Source organism: Pluralibacter gergoviae ATCC 33028 = NBRC 105706, assembly GCF_001598855.1.
Lineage (GTDB): Bacteria > Pseudomonadota > Gammaproteobacteria > Enterobacterales > Enterobacteriaceae > Pluralibacter > Pluralibacter gergoviae.
Genome location: NZ_BCZS01000004.1, coordinates 209,031 through 230,020, shown reverse-complemented (window position 1 = coordinate 230,020; position 20,990 = coordinate 209,031). Strand labels below are relative to the sequence as shown.

Sequence of the window (20,990 nt, the reverse complement as noted above, 5' to 3'; positions counted from 1 at the left end):
TTACATGTCCTTTGGGAAGGGCACAACCACCACATAATTAGATTCTGTTGCAAGGAGTCCGCATTCATGAACACTGAAATCAATACAGTTGTTGCTGTTTTAGGTCCAGGTGCCATCGGTACAACAGTCGCGGCGGCGTTACACGAAGTCGACCGCACACCATTGCTGTGTGGACGTACTCCCCGCGATCGCCTGACCTTGCAAGATGGCAACCGCTTTATCACCGTACCCGGTCCGGTACAGACGAATCCGGCACAAATCACTCGCACGGTTGATCTTATCTTTCTGGCAGTCAAGTCCACACAAATCGACGCGGCAGCAGAATGGCTCAGGGCGTTGACTGGCCCGGAGACGGTTATATGCGTGCTCCAGAATGGGGTTGAACAGTTGGACAGGCTCGCTACGTACTCTCTGCCCGGACAGATCGTTCCCGCTGTCGTGTGGTTCCCTGCGCAAGCGCAGTCCGATGGCTCGGTACGCTTGCGTGGTGAGGCGCGCCTCAGCGTGCCAGACGCACCAGCTTCCCGTGTAGTGGCCGCAGCGCTGCAAGGCACGTGGTGCTCCGTAGATCTGGCCGCGAATTTCAGCTCCCTGGCCTGGCGCAAGCTGATGCAGAATGCGGTGGCTGGACTCATGGCACTCACGCACCGCCGCTCAGGCATGTTTGGCCGTGCTGATATCGCCAGGCTTACGCTGGCTTATCTGCAGGAATGCTTGGCCGTGGCACGTGCAGAGGGCGCTGAACTCGGAGACGAAGTGCCGCAGGAGATCCTCGATAAGTTCCGGGCGGCTCCTGCAGACATGAGCACCTCCATCCTCACGGATCGAGAAGCTGGCCGACCGCTTGAATGGGATATCCGCAACGGCGTCATTGCGCGTCGCGGCCGGGTTCACAGCATTCCAACGCCGATCAGCGACATCCTGGTGCCGCTTCTTGCGGCTGCGAGCGATGGCCCTGGTTGATCTTAAAGCCGATGATTGCACTCTTACTTCTCTTCTTCGTCGCTCTCGGTGCCGGAGTACTCAGCGGTGTCGTCGGCACTGGCTCGTCGTTAATCATGCTGCCCGTCCTCGTCGCCACGTACGGGCCACGGATTGCTGTGCCTGTTATGGCGATCGCCTCCCTTTTCGGCAACATCGGACGGGTGATTGTCTGGTGGCATGAGATTCGTTGGCGACCGGTGTTTGCCTATTCGTTGGCGGGAGTTCCTGCGGCTGTTCTCGGGGCGCACACGTTACTTACGATTTCTCCTGGCACAGTGGAGGTATTCCTGGCAGCTTTCTTCCTTGCGATGATCCCGCTGCGCCGTCTCATCAGACGATCGAACCTCCACTTGAATCTCTGGCACATGAGTTTGGCCGGGGCGATTGTCGGGTTTATGACCGGATTCGTGCTGTCCACCGGGCCGCTCAGCGTGCCGGTATTTACCGGATACGGAATGAGTGGAGGCGTATTTTTGGGATCAGAGGCGGCAAGCGCAATCCTGCTCTACGCTGGCAAGCTAGCTACGTTCGGTATATCGGGCGCACTCGCGCAGCCTGTCCTCACACATGGACTTGCCATCGGCATCGCATTGTTCGTCGGTTCGATGATTGCGAAACGTCTCGTCCAGAAACTCCAGACGCATACGTTCGAGCTTCTCATTGATGCCGTTCTCGTCGCTGGGGCAGTAGGGATGATCCTTGCTCTCAAATGAAATGGCACGCCAGGGCTGACGGCGCAAGCGTGTTGTTGTTGTGTAACAGCTTTCTACAGGCAGCGACGGGTCGGGTCGGGGTGGAGGGGTTGGCAAGCCATCAGAAATGAATAAAGCCGTACCAGGGTATGCTGATACAGCTTTTTGTTATTGGTCATGCAGCTTCGTTGTTTTTATCCCGCCCTGTGTTAAAAGGTGGTACGTATGCGACCCGGCATGTATCGATATAATCTGACCACCACTGCATCATCGCCTTGCGGGCTTCCAGATGCTCAGCCTTATGAATGTAAGCCAGACGCACGGTGTTGCGCTCCTGGTGACTCATCTGGCGTTCCACTGCATCTTGCGACCATAAGCCAGACTCCATCAGGGCACTGCATGCCATTGCCCGAAAGCCATGTCCGCAGATGTCCTGTTTCGTGTCGAATCCCATAAGGCGCAGTGCTTTATTAACCGCGTTTTCGCACATCGGCCTGTACGGGTTATGGTCGCCGGGGAAGACCAGTTCGTAAGCCCCGGATATTTCCTTAATCCGTTTCAGAATAGCTATAGCCTGCTGTGAGAGGGGCACGATATGAGCAGTGCGCATTTTTGCACCGCGCCCTGAATAACGCACACCCACAATGGCTTCGCGTGTGGCGGGTATCGTCCAAATTCTGTTTATGAAATCAATTTCTGACCAGCGTGCAAAGCGCAGCTCACTGGAGCGAATGAACAGATGCAGCGTCAGCAGGACAGCAAGCCGGGTCAGTTCACGGCCCTGATGATATGCTTCAATGTGTTCAATCAGTTCAGGCAGCCGCTCCAGCGGCAGGGCGGGATAGTGGTGTCTCATGGGGGGAGCCGTCACGCCATCAAGATTTGCTGCCGGGTTGGTGTCGATAAATCCCTGATGGACCGCATGGCGCATGATGTTACTGAGGTGCTGCCGCGTGCGGGACGCGACTTCCAGCAGGCCCTTTTCCTCAATGCCTTTCAGCAGGTCAATGAAATGATGGGGTTTAAGCTCCGTGACGGACAGATGACCAATTACAGGAAAGATATGGTTGTTCATGCTGGCAAGCAGACGGTCAGCGGTGTTCTGCGACCACTTTTTATTGTTTTTATGCCATGCCAGCGCCACTGTTTTAAACACCTTCTCTGGTGTGCAGGCTCTGCGTTCAGCAGCCCTCTGCAGTGCCGGGTTGATGTTCAGCGCCAGCATCTTACGGATACCTTCGCGCTGCTGGCGGGCATCAGACAGGGAGACGGCAGGATAGGCACCCAGTGCAATGCGGGATTCTTTGCCGTTTATACGATATTTAAGATACCAGTGACGTGAGCCGCCTGGTTTGATAAGAAGGTACAGACCGTGAGAATCAGAAACTTTGAAGGGTTTTGCGGATGGTTTTAAGTTGCGGATTTTTGAGTCGTTAAGGGACATTTGGGGGTCACTCCGTCATCGAACTAACCTGACCCCAGATTTGACCACCAATTTTTCCCGATGCGGAGGGTAAAATCAAAATGCACCGGGAAGAGTTTTCACGCTAACCTCTTGAATCAATATCAGATAAGGATTCGCAAAGATGCATGCAAACAGGAAATTGGCTCCTCTGACTGGACTCGAACCAGTGACATACGGATTAACAGTCCGCCGTTCTACCGACTGAACTACAGAGGAATCGTGTGAACGAGGCGCATATTACTGGCCACCGTTTTTTGTGTCAATACTAAAATTAACTCGCTGATTCAGATGGCTAATTTTAGCTCAGGCTGCCGTTTTAGTGAACTGCGCGCAGACCCTTCCCCTCATCGCCGTAATTATCACGCATCCGCAGCAGCGGATCCTGCTGGTAAAAGTGGCAGAAACGCTGCCACAGCGCGGGGAAGCGGGGAGCGAACAGCTCCGGGGCGCTGAAGAAGTATTCTGAGAGTACGGCGAAACATTCCGCAGGGTCGGTGGCGGCGTAGGCGTCGATGCTGGCGGCGCTTTCGCCCACCAGGTCTATCTCTTCCTGGATGTTGTCCATCGCTGCGTGCAGATCGTGCTCCCAGCCCGCCACTTCGCGCAGGGGAATCAGCGGAATGCCGCTGGCGCGGTCGCCGTTGCGCACGTCGAGCTTGTGGGCCACTTCGTGGATGATAAGGTTAAAGCCGGAAGCGTCGAAGGAGTCCTGGATATCGAGCCAGTTGAGCACGATAGGCCCCTGCTGCCAGCTCTGGCCGGACTGCACCACCCGCTGGCTGTGCACCAGGCCGATGTCGTCTTCCCATTCGTCGTCGACCACGAACGGCGCCGGGTAGATGAGCACTTCGTGGAAGCCGTCGAGCCACTCGAAGCCCAGTTCCAGCACCGGCAGGCAGAACAGCATCGCGATGCGCGCGCTGTGGATAGGTTCAAGGTTCAGTCCCTGGAGCGGCACCATGCGCTTTTGCTGCAGAAAGCGGGTCGCCAGTTGGGTCAGGCGCGCCTGCTCGTCTGCAGAGAGGTTTGCCAGAATCGGCACATCCAGAGCCTGCTCCCATTCGATATCCGCATTCCGGGATGTTTCATGTGCTTTCCAGGGCCATTTGATCATCGCTTTGCTCGCAAACTCGTCACTTGAACACAAATTAAGGGCGTAGGGCTGTTAAAATGCGAAAGAAATCGTATTATAGCAACCGCTTCAGCGGAGAGATGCCGGAGCGGCTGAACGGACCGGTCTCGAAAACCGGAGTAGGGGCAACTCTACCGGGGGTTCAAATCCCCCTCTCTCCGCCAACTTCCCCTTTATCCTTCTGATTTCAAACGGCTCCAGTCAACGCGTTATTCTTTCCGTATCTCTTCTGGCGTTCACCCGTGCCGGAGATTTCTCACGCCCGGGTACGTTACCACTTAGGGTGGCCTGTCGGTAGCGGTTTACCAGTATCTCCTTCATTTTGTGAACTAAGTCAGGTGCCCCTGCCGATGAACTCGCTTATTCAAAGATGGCCTGGCATCCGGGGATCTGCATTAGGTTATCTCTGATTCTTGCTGCGGCGCGCTTATGCACACCTGCGGTGGAGAAAATGCCGCCGCTGTGCGGCTCAGCAGCGGCATTAGCAGCGGGGGCTATTTTTTGTCGGGCACAACGGCCTGCGGTGCGGAAACCGGTCGTAGTGTTGCGGCATCCAGCACCACGTAGCGGCCGGTTTTTTCGTCGATACCGGCATAGTCCAGCATCCTTCCCCGGGCGTGTGTCACCAGCGTGCGGCGGGCGAAATCCTCGTAGTGCCGGCGCAGGGTGGCGACTTTGTCGGGATAGCGGGCAGCAAGATCGCGGGTTTCCAGCGGATCGGTTTTAAGGTTAAACAGCCCCCACGGCGCGTCCCCGGCCTGCGTACCGCCCTTAACCAGCCGGCGCAGTTTCCATTCGCCCTCGACCCAGGCGGACTGATTGTGCAGCTCGACGCCAAATTCGCGCCTGGGCGGCGTTGCCGTTTCCCCGGTCAGGTAACGCTTAAAGCTGATGCCAATCATAGGCAGCGTCGGCTTGCCGCCCAGCGGCCTGGTGGCGTCGATGCCTGCAAAGTCGTACAGCGTCGGGGCGACGTCGTACACCGCCATGGTGGCGGTATCAATTTTACCGGGGTGCTTAATCCCCGGCCCGGCAATAATAAAGTCGGTATTGATCCCACCCTGACCGCTGGTGGTTTTGTGGTAGTTGGCGTAGGGAGCGTCGCTGATATTGGCCCAGGTGGGGCCTTCAGAAACGAATGAGCCCCGGCGGCCTACATTCTCATAGCGATTATCAAATTGTTTCCAGTACTCCGGCTTTGAGGCGTAGTGCATCTGCCCCCCGGCGTTGGCGCCGTTGTCCGTCAGAAACAGCACCAGCGTATTTTTGTCGCGCCCGGTCTGCTTCAGGGTCTCCATTACCGTACCAATCTGCGCGTCCATGTTGGCGATCATCGCCGCGTAAACCTGCATCACTTTAGCGGTGTACTTCTGCTGCTCGGGCGTTAGCGCTTCCCACTCCTTATCGAGAGACAGCTGCGGCAGCGAGGTGCTGTCGCCAATAATGCCAAGCGCTTTCAGGCGGGCGATACGCTGCCGGTAAACCTCGGCGTAGCCCTCCTCATACTTGCCCCGGAAGCGCCTGATCCACTCGTCGGGGGCCTGCAGCGGATCGTGGGGAGCGGTAAATGCCAGCCAGGCGAAGAAGGGCTGGTCGGCGGGCGTCTCCCTGATCCAGGTATTGATTTTTCCCGCATAGGCGGCGCTGGAATAGAAGTCCGCCGGCAGCGAGGTCCGTTTGCCGTTCTCGGTATAAAAGGTATGGAAAGCCTCGACCGTGCCCAGCGGCAGCGCATCGCTGAAGTGGCTGGCGCCGCCGCCCATCAGGGCGAACGAGTGGATGAAGCCGCGATCTTTCGGCGTTGCGCCGGGCATAAAGCCGAGATGCCATTTGCCCGCCATCATGGTGTTGTAGCCCGCGTCTTTGAAGCGTTCGGCCATGGTGGTCACTCTGTCGGTCAGGTGCAGTTCGTAGCCCTCTTTCCCGAGGGTATTTTCATACCACCACATGCCCCCCATACCCGCCTGCTGGTTGCTGTTGCCGGTCAGCAGCATGGAGCGCGCCGGCGCCGACATCGGCGAGGTATAGTACTGACTCATGCGCAGGCCCTGCTCGGCCATCGCCTGCAGGTTGGGGGTGGGGATCTCCCCGCCGAAGGGGCTGATATCCGAGTAGCCCATATCGTCAGCAATGATGACGATGACGTTGGGATGCGTGCCGGAATGCGCCGATTGCGCGGCACCTGACAGGATCAAGCCGACGGCGGCGGCCATAGTTTTTTTATTCACTGCCTGTTCTCCATGATGGGTAAAACGCGATGCCTGCGGCTAGCACGCCTGAGGCCGCCCTTCGACGAAGGCCGCCCGCCAGGCCCGCAGGCCGCTCATATCGCGGGAGTAGGGGCGAAGGGGCGCGAGGATCTCATTGAAAAAGTGGTAGTAGCCGCTGCACAGGCGATTGTGGCCCGCCGCGTTGAGGTGGGCGGGGCAGCCGCCCTGACAAACCATTTTTACCGCGCAGCGCTGGCACTCGGTCCGCTGGCTCTTTTTCACGCCAAACTCAAGCCGGGTGGCCGCTTCGATCGCCTGCGGCAGCGGCTGAGCATCGAGGTGGCCCAGGCGATGTTCAGGGTCGATCAGGTGGTCGCAGGCGTACAGCTGGCCGTCGGGCTCCATCACCAGGTTGGTTCCGCAGCGCGCGGCGTGGACGCAGGTGGCGCTGGTGTGGGTGAAGTACTGGCTCCAGGCCTGTTCGATATTAATGATAAACACCCGGCCGATATCGCTCCGCCGGCGCCACTGGCGCCAGATGCCGATCATAAACCGCCCCCAGTTCTCCGCGCTCAGCCGGTAGCCGTGCCGCAGGGCTTCCCCCTCGCTCATCAGCGGCTGGAACTGGAGATAGCGGGCGCCGAGGCTGACGGCGCGATCGTAGACCGCCGCTGCGTCGTGGGCCATCTCATCGTGCACCACGATCAGCAGATTGAAATCCACCTGATGGCGGTGGAGCAGGGCGATGCCCCGTTCAGCGGCGGCGTAGCTGGAGCGCCCGCGCCTGTCCGGGCGGTGGCGGGCCTGCAGCGCGGCGCTCCCCTCCAGGCTGACGCCGAGGGTAAAGTTGTGCTCGCGAAACAGTCGGCACCAGGCGTCGTTGATCAGGGTGGCGTTGGTTTGCAGGCTATTACTGATCGTCACACCCGGCGGGGCGAAACGTTGCTGGATAGCCAGCGCTTTTTTGTAGAAACGCAGCCCGGCGAGCAGCGGCTCGCCCCCCTGCCAGACAAAATTAATTTCTCTGGCCCCGGCGGGCTGGGCATCGATATAGCGGCGGATAAACCGGGTCAGCATCTCATCGCCCATTTTGCGCACCGGGGTTTCTCCCTGCGGGTAGTAGCAGTAGCCGCAGGCGAGATTGCAGGCGGGCCCGATAGGCTTCATCAGAATGTGGAACGGCACCGGCGCGCGGGCATCCACAATGGCGGGGATCTGCTGCCGCCGCAGGGTGGCAATATCCGGCATAGTGGCGGGTCCTGTTTTTACCGCCGGCGAAAGCGGGCGGCGCGTTCATAAGGGCGTCTCGTTATCAGATGACTTCTGGCTGATTATTCATCATAGAAGGCAATCTGACGCTGGCTATCGTTCTTAAGAACGACCTTACGCGCTCTCCCCCGGCTTCAAATGCGCGATGCCCTCGCCCTGATACTGCTCATAAACCATCGCCAGCAGCGTGCGGATATCCGGCGATTCGTCCAGCAGCCGGGTGCTGAGAATAATCGGCGACACCAGCGCCTGCTCGTTGAGCGGGCAGTAGACGACGTCCTGGCGCTGCAGGCTGTGCAGGCACTCGGGCACGAGAGTGATGCCTTCTCCGGCGGCGACCAGCCCGAGGGCGACCTGCAGCTCGCGCACTTCCGTTATCTTCTCCGGCGTCATGCCGCGATCGTGGAAGGCGGCCAGCACCTGATCGGCGAAGCTCGGCCGCGGCGCCTGCGGGTAGAGGATCAGCGTTTCATCGAGCAGGTCGCCGAGCGTCAGCGGCTGCTGCTGCGCCAGGGGATGATCGACGCTCAGCGCCGCCATCAGGCGCTCGTCGCGCAGTACGATGCGCCTGACGCTGGGATCTTCATAGCGAATGCGGCCGAAGCCGACGTCGATGCGCCCCTCTTTGAGGGCGGCGATCTGCTCCATGGTGGTCATTTCGTGCAGGGTTATTTCCACCTCGGGATGCTCGCGGCGAAAGCGGCGGATCAGCCGGGGCAGAATGTCGTACAGGGTTGAGGCGACGAAGCCGACCGACAGCGAGCGCTCCATCTGCCCGATGCGCCGGGTCATCGATTTGAGTTCGACGCTGCGGGCGAGCAGCTCCCGGGCGTGGGCGTAGAAGAAGCGCCCCGGCTCGGTGAGCGCCAGCGGCCGCACCCCGCGCTCGAACAGGGCGACGCCCAGCTCCTCTTCCAACTGCTGGATCTGGCGGCTGAGCGGCGGCTGGCTGATGTGCAGCCGCTCGGCCGCGCGGTTGAAGTTCAGCGTTTCGGCTACGGCAATAAAGTAGCGCAGGTGGCGTAATTCCATGGTCTCTCCGGGCGAGCAGTTTTAGCGCCTATGATACCTTAAAGGTATCAAACTGATGCAAATTAAGTCATGGACGAATATTGTCGGCCAAAGCTATGGTTTCTGTATCCCTTTTTCACAAAGTTAATACCTGAATCCTATGATTGAAAAAGTTGAAACACTGCTGCTCGACGTACCCGCTATCCGCCCCCACAAACTCTCCGTGGCGACGGTCAACGTGCAGACGCTGGTGCTGGTGCGCATCCTCTGCGATGACGGCACCGAAGGCTGGGGCGAGGCGACCACTATCGGCGGGCTGAGCTACGGCGAAGAGAGCCCGGAAAGCATTAAGATCAATATTGATACCTACATGGCGCCGCTGCTGGTGGGCATGGAGGAGAGCCGGACCGCGGTGATTATGGCCCGCCTCAACAAGGTGATTCAGGGCAACCGCTTCGCCAAATGCGCGCTGGAGACGGCGCTGCTGGACGCCCGCGCGCGCCAGTTGAATATACCGCTCAGCGAATTGCTCGGCGGGCGGGTCAGGGAGGCGCTGCCGGTGGCGTGGACTCTGGCCAGCGGCGACACGCAGAAAGATATCGCTGAAGCCAACCGTATGCTGGACCTGGGCCGCCACCGCATTTTTAAACTCAAGATCGGCCTGCGCGACGTCGCCGATGACGTCGCCCACGTGCTGGCGATCAAAAAAGCGCTGGGCGATAGCGTCAGCGTCCGCGTGGACGTTAACCAGGCCTGGAGCGAGCTGCAGGCCGAGCGCGGCATCGCCATGCTGGAGGCGGGCGGCATTGACGCCATCGAACAGCCGGTGGCGGCGGCAAACCGCGGCGCGCTGCAGCGCCTGGCGCGCCGTTTCCAGGCGCCGATCATGGCCGATGAGGTGCTGAAAGGCCCGCAGGACGCCTTTGAACTGGCGGCCAGCAGCGGCGCGGACGTTTTCTCGGTCAAAATTAACCAGGCGGGCGGCTTGATTAAGGCCCGACAGGTGGCCGACATCGCCGTTCAGGCCGGGATCGGCCTCTACGGCGGCACCATGCTGGAGGGCGCGGTCGGTACGGCGGCCTCGGCGCATCTGTTTTCCACCTTCAGCGATCTCAGCTTCGACACCGAGCTGTTTGGCCCGCTGCTGCTGACGCAGGACATACTGCGCGAGCCGCTGGTCTACCGCGACTTTATGCTGCAGGTGCCGCAGGGGCCGGGACTGGGGATCGCCATCGATCCTGACCGGGTCGCCGCTCTTCTTCGTCATTAATCTTTTTATCAGGAGTGCCTATGTTATTTCACGTCAGGATGAACGTTCATCTTCCGCCATCGATGCCAAAGGCCGACGCCGAAGCGCTGAAAGCCACAGAAAAGGCGTTTTCCCAGGAGCTGCAGGCCAGCGGCAAATGGCGTCACCTGTGGCGCATCGCCGGGCAGTACTCCAACATCAGCCTGTTCGATGTTGAAAGCGTTGAAGAGCTGCATCAGCTGCTCTCGGCACTGCCGCTGTTCCCCTATATGACCCTGGAGGTGATGCCCCTGTGCCGCCACCCGTCGTCGATTCGCGACGATGACAGCTAGCGGCCGCGCAGCAGCGCCCGCACTGCCCGGCGGCAGAGGCCGCCGGTAAGTAATAAGACCCTCTCATCCTGCCGGAGACTGTACCCCTACGGCAAAGTAATTGTTCACAAATACGATAACTATGGAGCAATGAAATGACACATAACGAGATTGACCAGCTGGTCAAAAACTTCATCGTCGATACCGCGACCGGCGACGTGAATCCCCGCATTCAGCAGGTGACCGTGCGCCTGCTGAGCGACCTGTTTAAGGCGATTGAGGATCTCGATCTGCAGCCCAGCGAAGTGTGGAAAGGGCTGGAGTACATCGCGGATTCCGGCATGAGCCACGAGATTGGCCTGCTGGCCGCGGGCCTCGGCCTGGAGCGCTTCCTCGATATCCGCGCCGACGAGGCAGACGCCCGGATCGGCATCACCGGCGGCACGCCGCGCACGATTGAAGGGCCGCTGTACGTGGCGGGCGCGCCGGAGTCGGTGGGCTTTGCCCGCCTTGACGACGGCAGCGAGAGCGACGAGGGCGAAGTGCTGTTTATGCAGGGCAAAGTGCTGGACGAGGACGGCGCGCCGATCGCCGGGGCGAAAGTCGAAGTCTGGCACGCCAACCTGATGGGCAACTACTCCTTCTTCGATAAGACCCAGCCCGCCTTTAACCTGCGGCGCACGATCGTCACCGACGCAGAGGGCAACTATCAGTTTCGCAGCATCATGCCGTCGGGCTACGGCTGCCCGCCGGACGGCACCACCCAGGCGCTGCTTGACCAGCTCGGCCGCCACGGCCGCCGCCCGGCGCACATCCACTTCTTCGCTTCCGCCGACGGCTTTCGCAAGCTGACCACCCAGATCAACATCGACGGCGACGAGTACCTGTGGGACGACTTTGCCTTCGCCAGCCGCGAGGGGCTGGTGCCGGAGGTGAAAAAAGTCAGCGATCCGCAGGCGCTGGACAGCCGCGAGCTGAGCAAGCCTTTCTCCTCAATCGACTTCAACTTTACGCTGCACAAAGAGCGCAGCGGCGCGCCTGACGCCGAGGTCGAACGCCAGCGCGCCAGCGCATAGCGTCCCGGCGCCGTTCCGCCATGTTCGGCTGAAGGGTTACCTCACTTCCATCGCGGCACCCGCGCCGCGCGTTAAAACGCGCGGCGCGCTGGTTTTTTGCCTTTGAACGCGCTATAAACATACTTCTGGACGTTTAGATGGCTACATGCCTGGAAGAAATATGCAGGAAACCGAACAACCGTGCGGGCAGCTTAAGCGCACGATGAAAACCCGCCACCTGGTGATGCTCTCGCTGGGGGGCGTAATTGGTACAGGGCTCTTCTTTAATACCGGCTATATCATTTCGACCACCGGCGCGGTGGGCACGCTGCTGGCCTACCTGATCGGCGCCCTGGTGGTGTGGCTGGTGATGCAGTGCCTCGGCGAGCTGTCGGTGGCAATGCCGGAAACCGGCGCCTTTCACGTTTACGCCGCGCGCTATCTCGGCCCGGCCACCGGCTATACCGTGGCCTGGCTCTACTGGCTGACCTGGACCGTGGCGCTGGGCTCCAGCTTTACCGCCGCCGGCTTCTGCATGCAGTACTGGTTCCCGCAGGTGCCGGTGTGGGCCTGGTGCGTGGTGTTCTGCGCGGTTATCTTCGGCCTTAACGTCTTCTCCACGCGGCTGTTTGCCGAGGGCGAGTTCTGGTTCTCGCTGGTGAAGGTAGTGACCATTATTGCCTTTATTATTCTCGGCGGCGCGGCGGTGTTTGGTATTATCCCGATGCACGACGGATCGCCGGCGCCGGGGCTGAGCAACATCACCGCCGAAGGCTGGTTCCCGCACGGCGGTCTGCCGATTCTGATGACTATGGTGGCGGTGAACTTTGCCTATTCCGGCACCGAGCTTATCGGCATCGCGGCGGGAGAGACCGAAAACCCGCGGCAGGCCGTGCCGCTGGCTATCCGTACTACCATCGCCCGGCTGATTATCTTCTTTCTCGGCACCGTGTTCGTGCTGGCGGCGCTGATCCCGATGCACCAGGCGGGCGTCGAGAAAAGCCCCTTCGTGCTGGTGTTTGAGAAGGTCGGCATTCCTTACGCCGCCGATATCTTCAACGTCGTGATCCTGACGGCTATCCTTTCGGCGGCCAACTCCGGGCTGTACGCCTCGGGGCGGATGCTGTGGTCGCTGTCGCGCGAAAAGACGCTGCCCGAGTGCTTCAGCCGGGTGACGACGCGCGGCGTGCCGCTGACCGCGCTGTCGGTAAGCATGCTCGGCGGCGTGCTGGCGCTGTTCTCAAGCGTGGTGGCCCCGGATACCGTGTTCGTGGCGCTGTCGGCGATCTCCGGCTTTGCGGTGGTCGGCGTCTGGCTGAGCATCTGCGCCTCGCACTATCTTTTCCGCCGCCGCCACCTGGCGGAGGGCAGGGTGCTGAGCGAGCTGCACTACCGGGCGTGGGGCTATCCGCTGGTGCCGCTGCTGGGCTTCGCGCTCTGCCTGCTGGCCTGCGCTGGGCTGGCTTTTGACCCGGCCCAGCGCATTGCCCTGTGGTGCGGTATTCCTTTCGTTGCGCTCTGCTATGGTGTCTACTACCTGACGCAAACGCGTAACAAGACGCAGGAGGTCACCGAGCGTGTCGCAGAATAATCCCTTAACCCCGATCCTCGGCGCGCAGCCGTTTATCGTACTCGACGGCGCGATGGCGACTGAACTGGAGGCGCGCGGCTGTAACCTGGCCGACGGCCTGTGGTCGGCGAAGGTGCTGCTGGAAAACCCGCAGCTGATTGCCGATGTTCATCTCGACTATTTTCGCGCCGGGGCGCGGGTAGCGATCACCGCCAGCTACCAGGCAACTCCGGCGGGCTTTGCCGCCCGCGGCTTCGATGAGGCGCAGTCCCGGGCGCTGATTAGCAAGAGCGTGGCGCTGGCCCGTCGGGCGCGGGAAGCCTACCTGGCGGAAAATCCGCAGGCGGGCGCGCTGCTGGTGGCCGGCTCGGTGGGGCCCTACGGGGCGTTTCTGGCCGACGGCTCGGAGTACCGCGGCGACTACCGCCGCAGCCGCGAAGAATTTACTGACTTCCACCGCCCGCGCGTGGAGGCCCTGCTCGACGCCGGGGCCGATCTGCTGGCCTGCGAAACCCTGCCGTCGTTTGACGAAATCCGCGCCCTGCGCGACCTGCTGGCCGACTATCCCCGCGCCCGGGCCTGGTTCTCCTTTACCCTGCGCGACAGCGGCCGCCTCAGCGACGGCACGCCGCTGGCGGAAGTCGCGGCCGCGCTGGCGGATAATCCGCAGGTGGTGGCGATCGGCATCAACTGCATCGCGCTGGAAAGCACCACCGCCGCGCTGCGCACGCTGCAGGGGCTTACGGCGCTGCCGCTGGTGGTGTATCCCAACTCCGGGGAGCACTATGATGCGGTAAGCAAAACCTGGCACTCTCACGGCGAAAGCGCCGCCTGCCTGGCGGACTATCTGCCCCAATGGCTGGATGCCGGCGCAAGGCTTATCGGCGGCTGCTGCCGCACCACGCCCGCGGATATCGCCGGACTGAGGGCCCGCTGTTAATCATCGCGCGCCGGGATAAATATCCCGGCACTATATACTTTGGTTTATAACGCTGCTATTTTGTCCGGCAGTCAATGTGCGCAAAAGATTAACCGGAATAGCACTCATTTTCGTTAGCTACATATTATTTCTGGCTTCATAACACTGTATTTACCAAATGCCAGTATATTAAATAACATGATAAAAATCAGTCTCTTATCATAGTGATATTTCGTTTCTCTTTTTGATAATCGGCGCGGAAATGCAGGGACTGCGCGCGCTCTCATTTTCCGATCGTTTTTCGATTTACCTCACATAACGTTATCGCCAATATTCTATTTCCGCGAGCTGGCATAGCCATTGCTTTATTCAGGCATCATTCCTTGCTAGTGGAGACTGAATAACATGGAAACATTGCTGGTTGGCAATGAAGTGCCCCGCGTCGATGGCCTCGCCAAGGTTACCGGCAAAGCCGTCTACGGCGACGATATCAAGATGAAGGGCATGCTGTACGGCGTCTGCCGCTACGTCGATATCGCCGCCGGGCGGGTCGATTCACTCGATCTCTCCGAGGCGGAGAAAGTGCCCGGCGTGGTGCGTATCGCCACCTGGGACGATATCCCCGGCCAGCGCAAGCTGGGGGCTATCCTCCCGGACCATCCGCCGATTATCGACAATGAAATCGCCTATCGCGGCGATGTGGTGGCGGTGGTGGCGGCTGAAACTTATGAAGCCGCCTGTATCGCTGTCGATAAGATCAAAATCAGCTATACGCCGTGGGAGCCGATCACCTGCCCGGAAGAGGCGATGAAGCCGGGCGCGCGACTGATCCACAGCGAGCTGGACAGCAACATTATCAACCGCCACCATACGGTGAAGGGCGATATCGACGCCGGTTTTGCCGCCTCGACCCACATTTTTGAGCGCGAATACGAGGTCGGCTTCCAGGAGCACGGCTATATCGAGCCGGAGTCGATTACCGCCTATCTCGATAACAATGAGCAGATCATGACCATCGAGGGCTCGATTCAGAACGCCCACCGCACCCGGGCGGTGATCGCCAAGTACCTCGCGCTGCCGCAGTCGAAGGTCAACGTCAAGCGCTCGGTGCTCGGCGGCTCCTTCGGCGGTAAAGACGACATTATTGATAACGTCTCCTGCCGCGCGGCGCTGCTGGTGCACCTCACCGGCCGCCCGGTGAAAATCTCCTACAACCGCGAACAGTCGATGCGCGAAAGCTACAAGCGCCATCCCTACAAGATGAAGTACCGCATCGGGCTGGACGACGAGGCGCGCATCCAGGCCATTAAGATCAACATTATTGCCGACGGCGGCAGCTACTGCGGGCAGACGATGTTCGTCACCTGGCGCAGCTCCGTGCAGGCCGCCGGGCCATACAACATTCCCAACGTCCGCGTTGACCTGGTGGGCGTCTACACCAACAACAACTACACCTCCGCCTACCGCGGCTACGGCGCGCCGCAGGTTATTTTTGCCAACGAATCGCTGATGGACGAAGTGGCCGAGCTGATGGGGATCTCGCCGGCCGAGCTGCGCCTGCGCAACGTCCTTAAGCAGGGCGATACCAGCATGGCGGGCCAGGTGTTCAGCGACCACACCGTTTCCGCCCAGGAGGTGCTCGAGAAGTCCCTGATCAAGGCCGAGTACGAGGCTAAGCGCGAACACTATAAGAAGCTCAACGCCCAGGGCGGGCCGATCCGCTACGGCATCGGCTTCGCGCTGAGCCACCGCGGCTGCTCGCTGGGCGCGGAAGGTCTGGACGCCTCCTCGGCGCTGATTCAGGTCAACGCCGACGCCAGCGTCAACATCTCCACCTCGGTGTCCGAGAACGGCCAGGGCCTGCAGACCACCATGTCGCTGCTGGCGGCGGAAGCCTTCGGCATCGGCCTTGACCAGGTAATGTTCACCGAACCGGCCACCGCGATGATCGCCGACGGCGGCTCCACCGTCGCCTCGCGCGGCACCCTGATGGGCGGTCAGGCTATCCTCAGCGCCGCCAACAAAATTAAAAAGCGCATGGCGGACGCCATCAAAGAGACTCTCAAGGTCGAGGGTATCGACGACATCCTGTGGCAGAACGGGAAGGTGTTTAACCGCCATAACCCGGACCTGAGCCTCAGCTTCCAGCAGGTGTGCGACATGACCAAAGCCACCGGAGCGAACCTCTCCTCCTACGGCTGGCACGTGGCGCCGAACATCCACTGGGACGAAGAGAAGGGCTGCGGCAGCCCGTACTTCACCTGGGTCTACGGCTGCCAGGTGGCGGACGTGGCGGTTGACACCCGCACCGGCAAAATCACCGTTAACAACGTCGTCGCCACCCATGACGTGGGCAAGGTGATCAACCCGGTCGGCTTTACCGGCCAGGTGTACGGCGGCGTACTGCAGGGGATGATTGGCTACGGCATGCTGGAAGATTTCAACACCGAGCACGGCGTGGTCAAGTCGGAGAACTTCGATACCTACCTGCTGCCGACCATCAAGGATATGCCGCACATCGACATTATCGCGGTCGAGAACTACGACAAGGCGGGCCCGATGGGGGCGAAAGTGATCGGCGAACCGGTGCTGGAGCTGGGGGCCGCGGCGCTCAATAACGCCGTCAGCTTCGCCATCGAGCGCCACAACCGCATCCTGCCGCTGACTCTGGAGCAGGTGCGCCTCGGCTACAACCTGAAAAAACCCGAACGCCAGAGCGAGCAGATGCTGGAGTCCGGCGATAAGAAGCAGGTCCATCGCCTCAACTCCCTGTCGCTCAGCGTGCCGCAGAGCGTGAAAGAGGCCCTGGCCCTGATGGCGGAAAAAGGCGCCATGCCGATTGCCGGCGGCACCGACGTGCTGGTCCAGGCGCGGATGCAGTCCGGCGACGTGCCGCTGGTCAATATTGCCGGCCTGCGCGAGCTGAAGGAGATCTTTGACGTCGACGGCGGGATCTCCATCGGTTCAGGCGTCTGCTTTACCGACCTCGTGAAGCATCCGCTGATCCAGCAGCGCTACCCGCTGCTGGTCACCGCCTGCCGCACCGTCGGCTCCCTGCAGCTGCGCAACCGCGCCACTATCGGCGGCAATATCGTCAACGCCGCGCCGTGCGCCGACTCCATGCCGCCGCTAATTATCTACGACGCAGAGATCGAGCTTAAGAGCGCGCGCGGCACCCGCCGCATGCCGGTGAGCGAGTTCGTCACCGGCGGCTACCGCACGCAGCTTGAGAAGGACGAGCTGGTGACCCGCTTTATCCTGCCGCCGCCGATGAAGCAGCCGCTGATTGACCGCTATCTGCAGCTGGGCCGCCGCAATGCGCTGAACATTACCCGCCAGAGCCTCACCGGCCAGTTCCTGGTCGACGGCGGCACTATCCGCCTGTGCCGGCTGGTCGACGGCGCGCTGATGAGCAAGCCGCAGCGGCTGGTGGAGGTCGAGCAGGCGCTGATTGGCAAGCCGCTCAATGCCGACACCATCGACGCCGCCGCCCAGGTGCTCGGCGGCATCATTGAGAAAGCGATCGGCGGGCGCTGGTCCGCACCGTACAAAATCCCGGTATTTATCGACATGTTCCGGCAGATGCTGGAAGACGTGATGTCAGAGCAGAAGAAATAAGGAGCCATGACCGTGAACCATATTGAGCTAAAAGTGAATGGCATCCGCATTGCCCGCGATGTTGAAGACAATCTCCGCCTGATCGACTTTCTGCGCGAAGATCTGCAGTTAACCGGCACCAAAGAGGGGTGCTCCGTCGGCGAATGCGGCGCCTGCACCGTGATCATGGACGGCAAGTCCGTCTGCTCCTGCCTGCTGCTGGCGGCCCAGTGCAACGGTGCGGAAGTCACTACTGTCGAAGCGCTGCACCACGATCCGGTCGGCAAAAAGCTGCAGAACGCCTTTGTCCGCCACGGCGGCGTACAGTGCGGCTTCTGCACGCCGGGGGTGCTGATGAGCACCAAAGCGCTGCTGGATGAGAACCCCTCGCCGAGCGACGACGAGCTGAAGGAGGCGCTGGAGGGCAACCTCTGCCGCTGCACCGGCTATCAGCCGATCATCACCTCCATCAAGGCGGTACTGAAGGCCTGAGCCGGCACCAGCGTCGCCGGTGACGGCGGCGCTGGTGCGCAAGGAGGGTATCAATATGAGAAAACAGCAAGCGAAACAGTGCGTGATGCTGGCGGCGGGGCTCTCAAGCCGCATGGGCAAGTGGAAAATGATGATGCCGTGGGGCGAGGGCACCATTCTCGACAGCGCGCTGGCCAGCGCGCTCGCCGTTTGCGACCGCGTGGTGCTGGTCACAGGATTTCGCGGCGACGAGCTGAAGGCGTATTATCAGGACCACCCGCGCATTGATATCGTCCACAACGCCAGCTTTGAAGACGGCATGTTCTCCTCGGTACAGCGCGGCGCGGCGGCGGTCACCGCCGATCGCTTCTTTCTTGCCCTCGGCGATATGCCCGAAGTCACCCCCGGCGTCTACCGCACCCTGTGGGCGCAGTCCGAACGCGGCGCCTGCCTGATCCCCGGCTACGACCGCGGCAAGGGGCATCCGGTGCTGCTGCCCCAGCGGGCGCTGGCGCTTATTCGCAATGCGCCGCCGGGCTCGACGATGAAGGACGTGATTCGCCAGCTGGAAACGAAGGTGGTCCCGGTCAACGCGCAGGGGATCCACTGGGACGTGGATACGCCGGTGGATTATGAGCGGGTCGGGCGGTTGAGCCGCGTGGAGGCGGCGGCGGGGTGACAGAAGGGGGCGTTATTGGCGTTTGTCAGGGCCTATCCCATGAGGGCAAATTTGCTTACCATTTTAGTTTCGGGCAGTGCCCGATATCGTCACATTCTTCAGTATGATCCGGCTTCACCACGGTGAATGAGACTAAACTGGCTGCAACATTTATACCTATAGGGGTAGGCTTTATAGGAGCGTATTTTATCTGATTTGGATTGGCCTGGCTTTGGAGGCTAAACAAGGTTGTATTCAACCGGCTAAGTGGGTGAAAAGTAGGTATTAGTAATAAAAATGCATGCATCATTTACAATATTTAGTTCAAGGCTTTCTGGAATAATATTTGAGTTTTTATTGTATGCGTCTATTGAGCAACATACTTGAATATCAACGATACAAGTGATTCCTGATTAAGGCAGCATTGCCTGATGAAAGGCTCGCCAGTGAGAATGGTGAGCCTTGTTTTTTATTAGCGTATTACACTGATTTCTTCCAGTTTTACCGGGCTTTCGGGTTTATCTCCTACTTGCATAGCAACCGGAACAAAAACATTGAATTCCTGTAGCCAGGCGAGTTTATTACGGCTTTCGACTTGCCCTTTCCTCGTTTCATTACACTCGACTAATAGATACGTCCCATTAAACTCAGGGGCAATATTATTTGCTTTCCCTTGTCCGGTCACCTCGCAACGTAATGTTGCAGCTGTTACTTTCTTGTCGCCATCAATACTGTCCCATTGTGCTTGATATCGCTGACCTTTCACCAAAGGGAAGTGTAGATCCGTCTGCAGTTTGTTAAGCAGTGAAGCTCCCCTGCTGATGGACATGGCGAATTTTAGTTGTAGCTGATTTGCCAGCGTTAACCGTTGCACGGCCCAGATACCATATTCTTCCAACTTGCGGATAAATCCATCAGGTTGTGCATCCAGTTGTACTTTGACCTTACCAAACGCACTGACTTCGGTATACCGAATTTGTTTAAAGCGCGGAAATGCCAATGGCTTGATTAATGATTGTGCCTGCTGTTCAACTCCATTTGGAAGAGGGTATTTATTCAACCATTGAGGATTGTTATTACTCAAATCGGGCATTGTAGGTCCCATCAGAGTTGATGCTTTTTTATTAGCAGCAGGTACAAAGTGCCCTTCGGCAGTGAACGTTTTGCCTGCAGGTAATTGGCATAGTTGCTCGAAAATATGCGCTTTTTCAGGAGAAAGACTAAAACTACTCTTACGACGAACAATATCGGCTGTGATGAGCGAGTCGGTTACACGTCCCTCACTATCGAAGTTCATGGCAGCAACAGCATCGCTCTGATGTGTTTTACAGTTATATAGATAGTGTTCAATTTTTAGCACCAGCGGTGCGTCGTAAGGGGGTTCCCAAATGATATCTGCAAAGTCATATCCCATTTGTACGGATAAAATATCGCCAATGCGTTGAATACTGTTAACATCAATAAGGTCGGTAATGCCAGTGGTTGATGTGACTGATAATTTTTCCCATCGAGCCTCCTTTACTGGTAGCTGGCAAATTTTATGGATATCTTTTTCTAACATATAGTTATCGTCCTGGGCAGGTGCATAACGGAGGTAACTATTGCCGTAAAAGCGAGTTTCGGTTAATCCTTTGTCATTAAGTAAATCCTTGTAGAGAAGCTCTGCCTTCCCTTGCTTACAATCGACTGAACGCCATTGTTGAGCAGCTTTTCCATTGTTAAAGTTTAATGAGGTCATGTAATTTACACGATCGTGGATTCTGGTTACAGAAAAGGGATTAGTACCGCCACTGGTCACGACAATCTTATCTGTAGCCTGAGCAAAAGAAAACGGCAAAATAGATAAAATTAATATTGGGCACATCGAAAAGTGTACTTTGTACATAAATAATCCTTTATATTATAAAAAAATAAAGCATAGGCACCACAAAGTATATTTTCATTTTATGTGATGCACCACTTGTAAATAGGCCTCGTGTGAAATCCATGACGACGGCGTTTGGTACAACACCGTCTTCCATTTAAGATTTATTCCTGCGCCCCCAGCGTCAACCTTGCACCACGCTATGGCCTCGCACTCAGCCACCATCATCCGACACAATAAATGTCTCCACCTCTTTCCTCTGGAGCAGAGGTGCGATGATGTCCGTCGCAATGGTCTGAAAATGCCCGGTGGCGCGGTGCTCCTCTAACCCGCGTTCGGTGCTGTACCGCTCCAGAATGACGAAATGCAGCGGGTTTTCACAGGACTGAAAAAACGCATAAGACCGGTTGCCCGGCTCTGTGCGCGTTGCTTCCGCCAGTGCCTGCAGTGCGCTGGCGACCTGGTCAGCTTTACCGTCCCGTACGTAATAGTGGGCGATGACCTGTAATGGATGTGCCATAACGTTTTCCTCT

The 20,990-nt window shown here is 58.9% G+C and carries 17 protein-coding genes and 2 tRNA genes; 11 read left to right on the top strand and 8 right to left on the bottom strand.

From position 1 onward, the window contains the following. Nucleotides 1–66: 66 nt before the first annotated feature. Together ENGE1_RS06835 and ENGE1_RS06830 are read left to right on the top strand one after the other, a co-directional pair. The gene (locus tag ENGE1_RS06835; RefSeq protein ID WP_049097175.1) at nt 67–963 is read left to right on the top strand and encodes an oxidoreductase; all 897 of its coding nucleotides are present in this window, start codon (nt 67–69) and stop codon (nt 961–963) included. Nucleotides 964–974: 11 nt separating this feature from the next. After that, nucleotides 975–1,697: a sulfite exporter TauE/SafE family protein gene (locus ENGE1_RS06830; protein WP_032105408.1), complete on the top strand. Its 723-nt coding sequence runs from the start codon at nt 975–977 to the stop codon at nt 1,695–1,697. 154 nt (nt 1,698–1,851) lie between these two features. On the opposite strand, the gene ENGE1_RS06825 is transcribed toward ENGE1_RS06830, so the two are convergent. The 3 genes from ENGE1_RS06825 to mtfA form a co-directional block, all read right to left on the bottom strand. Next, nucleotides 1,852–3,120, bottom strand: a complete 1,269-nt coding sequence (locus ENGE1_RS06825; RefSeq protein WP_049097176.1) for a tyrosine-type recombinase/integrase — start codon at nt 3,118–3,120, stop codon at nt 1,852–1,854. A 161-nt stretch (nt 3,121–3,281) separates the two neighbouring features. Then, nucleotides 3,282–3,357, bottom strand: a tRNA-Asn gene (locus ENGE1_RS06820). 100 nt (nt 3,358–3,457) lie between these two features. Next, nucleotides 3,458–4,255, bottom strand: coding sequence for a DgsA anti-repressor MtfA (mtfA, locus tag ENGE1_RS06815; protein ID WP_045287923.1), 798 nt, complete (start codon nt 4,253–4,255; stop codon nt 3,458–3,460). Nucleotides 4,256–4,347: 92 nt separating this feature from the next. Here mtfA and ENGE1_RS06810 point away from each other — a divergent pair. Continuing rightward, a tRNA-Ser gene (locus ENGE1_RS06810) sits at nt 4,348–4,437 on the top strand. Nucleotides 4,438–4,767: 330 nt separating this feature from the next. Here the strand turns inward: ENGE1_RS06810 and ENGE1_RS06805 are convergent. From ENGE1_RS06805 to ENGE1_RS06795, 3 genes are all read right to left on the bottom strand, one after another. After that, nucleotides 4,768–6,501: an arylsulfatase gene (locus tag ENGE1_RS06805; protein ID WP_048273039.1), complete on the bottom strand. Its 1,734-nt coding sequence runs from the start codon at nt 6,499–6,501 to the stop codon at nt 4,768–4,770. Nucleotides 6,502–6,540: 39 nt separating this feature from the next. Further along, a complete protein-coding gene (locus tag ENGE1_RS06800; protein ID WP_048252844.1) occupies nt 6,541–7,731 on the bottom strand; it encodes an anaerobic sulfatase maturase in 1,191 nt (396 codons plus the stop codon). Nucleotides 7,732–7,866: 135 nt separating this feature from the next. Then, the gene (locus ENGE1_RS06795) at nt 7,867–8,784 is read right to left on the bottom strand and encodes a LysR family transcriptional regulator (RefSeq protein WP_048252845.1); all 918 of its coding nucleotides are present in this window, start codon (nt 8,782–8,784) and stop codon (nt 7,867–7,869) included. A 130-nt stretch (nt 8,785–8,914) separates the two neighbouring features. On the opposite strand from ENGE1_RS06795, the gene ENGE1_RS06790 reads away from it, so the two are divergent. From ENGE1_RS06790 to ENGE1_RS06755, 8 genes are all read left to right on the top strand, one after another. After that, the gene (locus ENGE1_RS06790) at nt 8,915–10,033 is read left to right on the top strand and encodes a muconate/chloromuconate family cycloisomerase (RefSeq protein WP_269465016.1); all 1,119 of its coding nucleotides are present in this window, start codon (nt 8,915–8,917) and stop codon (nt 10,031–10,033) included. 20 nt (nt 10,034–10,053) lie between these two features. Beyond that, entirely contained in the window at nt 10,054–10,344 is a 291-nt protein-coding gene (gene catC, locus ENGE1_RS06785) for a muconolactone Delta-isomerase (RefSeq protein WP_045288927.1), read from the top strand. A gap of 134 nt (nt 10,345–10,478) precedes the next feature. Beyond that, nucleotides 10,479–11,399 (top strand): catechol 1,2-dioxygenase, encoded by a 921-nt coding sequence (catA, locus tag ENGE1_RS06780; RefSeq protein WP_043083147.1) that lies wholly within the window; start codon nt 10,479–10,481, stop codon nt 11,397–11,399. 160 nt (nt 11,400–11,559) lie between these two features. Next, complete coding sequence (gene mmuP, locus ENGE1_RS06775; protein WP_048252846.1) at nt 11,560–12,969, top strand: S-methylmethionine permease; 1,410 nt, start codon at nt 11,560–11,562, stop codon at nt 12,967–12,969. After that, nucleotides 12,956–13,888, top strand: a complete 933-nt coding sequence (gene mmuM, locus ENGE1_RS06770; protein WP_043083150.1) for a homocysteine S-methyltransferase — start codon at nt 12,956–12,958, stop codon at nt 13,886–13,888. Before mmuP ends, mmuM begins: the two co-directional genes overlap by 14 nt. A gap of 384 nt (nt 13,889–14,272) precedes the next feature. Then, nucleotides 14,273–17,485 (top strand): molybdopterin cofactor-binding domain-containing protein, encoded by a 3,213-nt coding sequence (locus tag ENGE1_RS06765; protein WP_048252847.1) that lies wholly within the window; start codon nt 14,273–14,275, stop codon nt 17,483–17,485. A gap of 12 nt (nt 17,486–17,497) precedes the next feature. Beyond that, nucleotides 17,498–17,956 (top strand): (2Fe-2S)-binding protein, encoded by a 459-nt coding sequence (locus tag ENGE1_RS06760; RefSeq protein ID WP_043086524.1) that lies wholly within the window; start codon nt 17,498–17,500, stop codon nt 17,954–17,956. 55 nt (nt 17,957–18,011) lie between these two features. Beyond that, a complete protein-coding gene (locus tag ENGE1_RS06755; protein WP_048252970.1) occupies nt 18,012–18,614 on the top strand; it encodes a CTP--molybdopterin cytidylyltransferase in 603 nt (200 codons plus the stop codon). A gap of 451 nt (nt 18,615–19,065) precedes the next feature. Here the strand turns inward: ENGE1_RS06755 and ENGE1_RS06750 are convergent, their stop codons facing one another. Next, entirely contained in the window at nt 19,066–20,478 is a 1,413-nt protein-coding gene (locus tag ENGE1_RS06750; RefSeq protein WP_048252848.1) for a hypothetical protein, read from the bottom strand. Nucleotides 20,479–20,671: 193 nt separating this feature from the next. Further along, nucleotides 20,672–20,977, bottom strand: coding sequence for a putative quinol monooxygenase (locus tag ENGE1_RS06745; protein ID WP_043083155.1), 306 nt, complete (start codon nt 20,975–20,977; stop codon nt 20,672–20,674). Nucleotides 20,978–20,990: the final 13 nt, after the last annotated feature.

Excerpts from the sequence above, each read along its gene's own strand:
- catC (WP_045288927.1), top strand. The coding sequence starts at position 10,054 with ATGTTATTTCACGTCAGGATGAACGTTCATCTTCCGCCATCGATGCCA.
- ENGE1_RS06755 (WP_048252970.1), top strand. The coding sequence starts at position 18,012 with ATGAGAAAACAGCAAGCGAAACAGTGCGTGATGCTGGCGGCGGGGCTC.
- ENGE1_RS06750 (WP_048252848.1), bottom strand. The coding sequence starts at position 20,478 with ATGTACAAAGTACACTTTTCGATGTGCCCAATATTAATTTTATCTATT.
- mmuP (WP_048252846.1), top strand. The coding sequence starts at position 11,560 with ATGCAGGAAACCGAACAACCGTGCGGGCAGCTTAAGCGCACGATGAAA.
- ENGE1_RS06800 (WP_048252844.1), bottom strand. The coding sequence starts at position 7,731 with ATGCCGGATATTGCCACCCTGCGGCGGCAGCAGATCCCCGCCATTGTG.
- ENGE1_RS06795 (WP_048252845.1), bottom strand. The coding sequence starts at position 8,784 with ATGGAATTACGCCACCTGCGCTACTTTATTGCCGTAGCCGAAACGCTG.
- mtfA (WP_045287923.1), bottom strand. The coding sequence starts at position 4,255 with ATGATCAAATGGCCCTGGAAAGCACATGAAACATCCCGGAATGCGGAT.
- ENGE1_RS06830 (WP_032105408.1), top strand. The coding sequence starts at position 975 with ATGATTGCACTCTTACTTCTCTTCTTCGTCGCTCTCGGTGCCGGAGTA.
- ENGE1_RS06835 (WP_049097175.1), top strand. The coding sequence starts at position 67 with ATGAACACTGAAATCAATACAGTTGTTGCTGTTTTAGGTCCAGGTGCC.
- catA (WP_043083147.1), top strand. The coding sequence starts at position 10,479 with ATGACACATAACGAGATTGACCAGCTGGTCAAAAACTTCATCGTCGAT.
- ENGE1_RS06745 (WP_043083155.1), bottom strand. The coding sequence starts at position 20,977 with ATGGCACATCCATTACAGGTCATCGCCCACTATTACGTACGGGACGGT.
- ENGE1_RS06765 (WP_048252847.1), top strand. The coding sequence starts at position 14,273 with ATGGAAACATTGCTGGTTGGCAATGAAGTGCCCCGCGTCGATGGCCTC.
- ENGE1_RS06825 (WP_049097176.1), bottom strand. The coding sequence starts at position 3,120 with ATGTCCCTTAACGACTCAAAAATCCGCAACTTAAAACCATCCGCAAAA.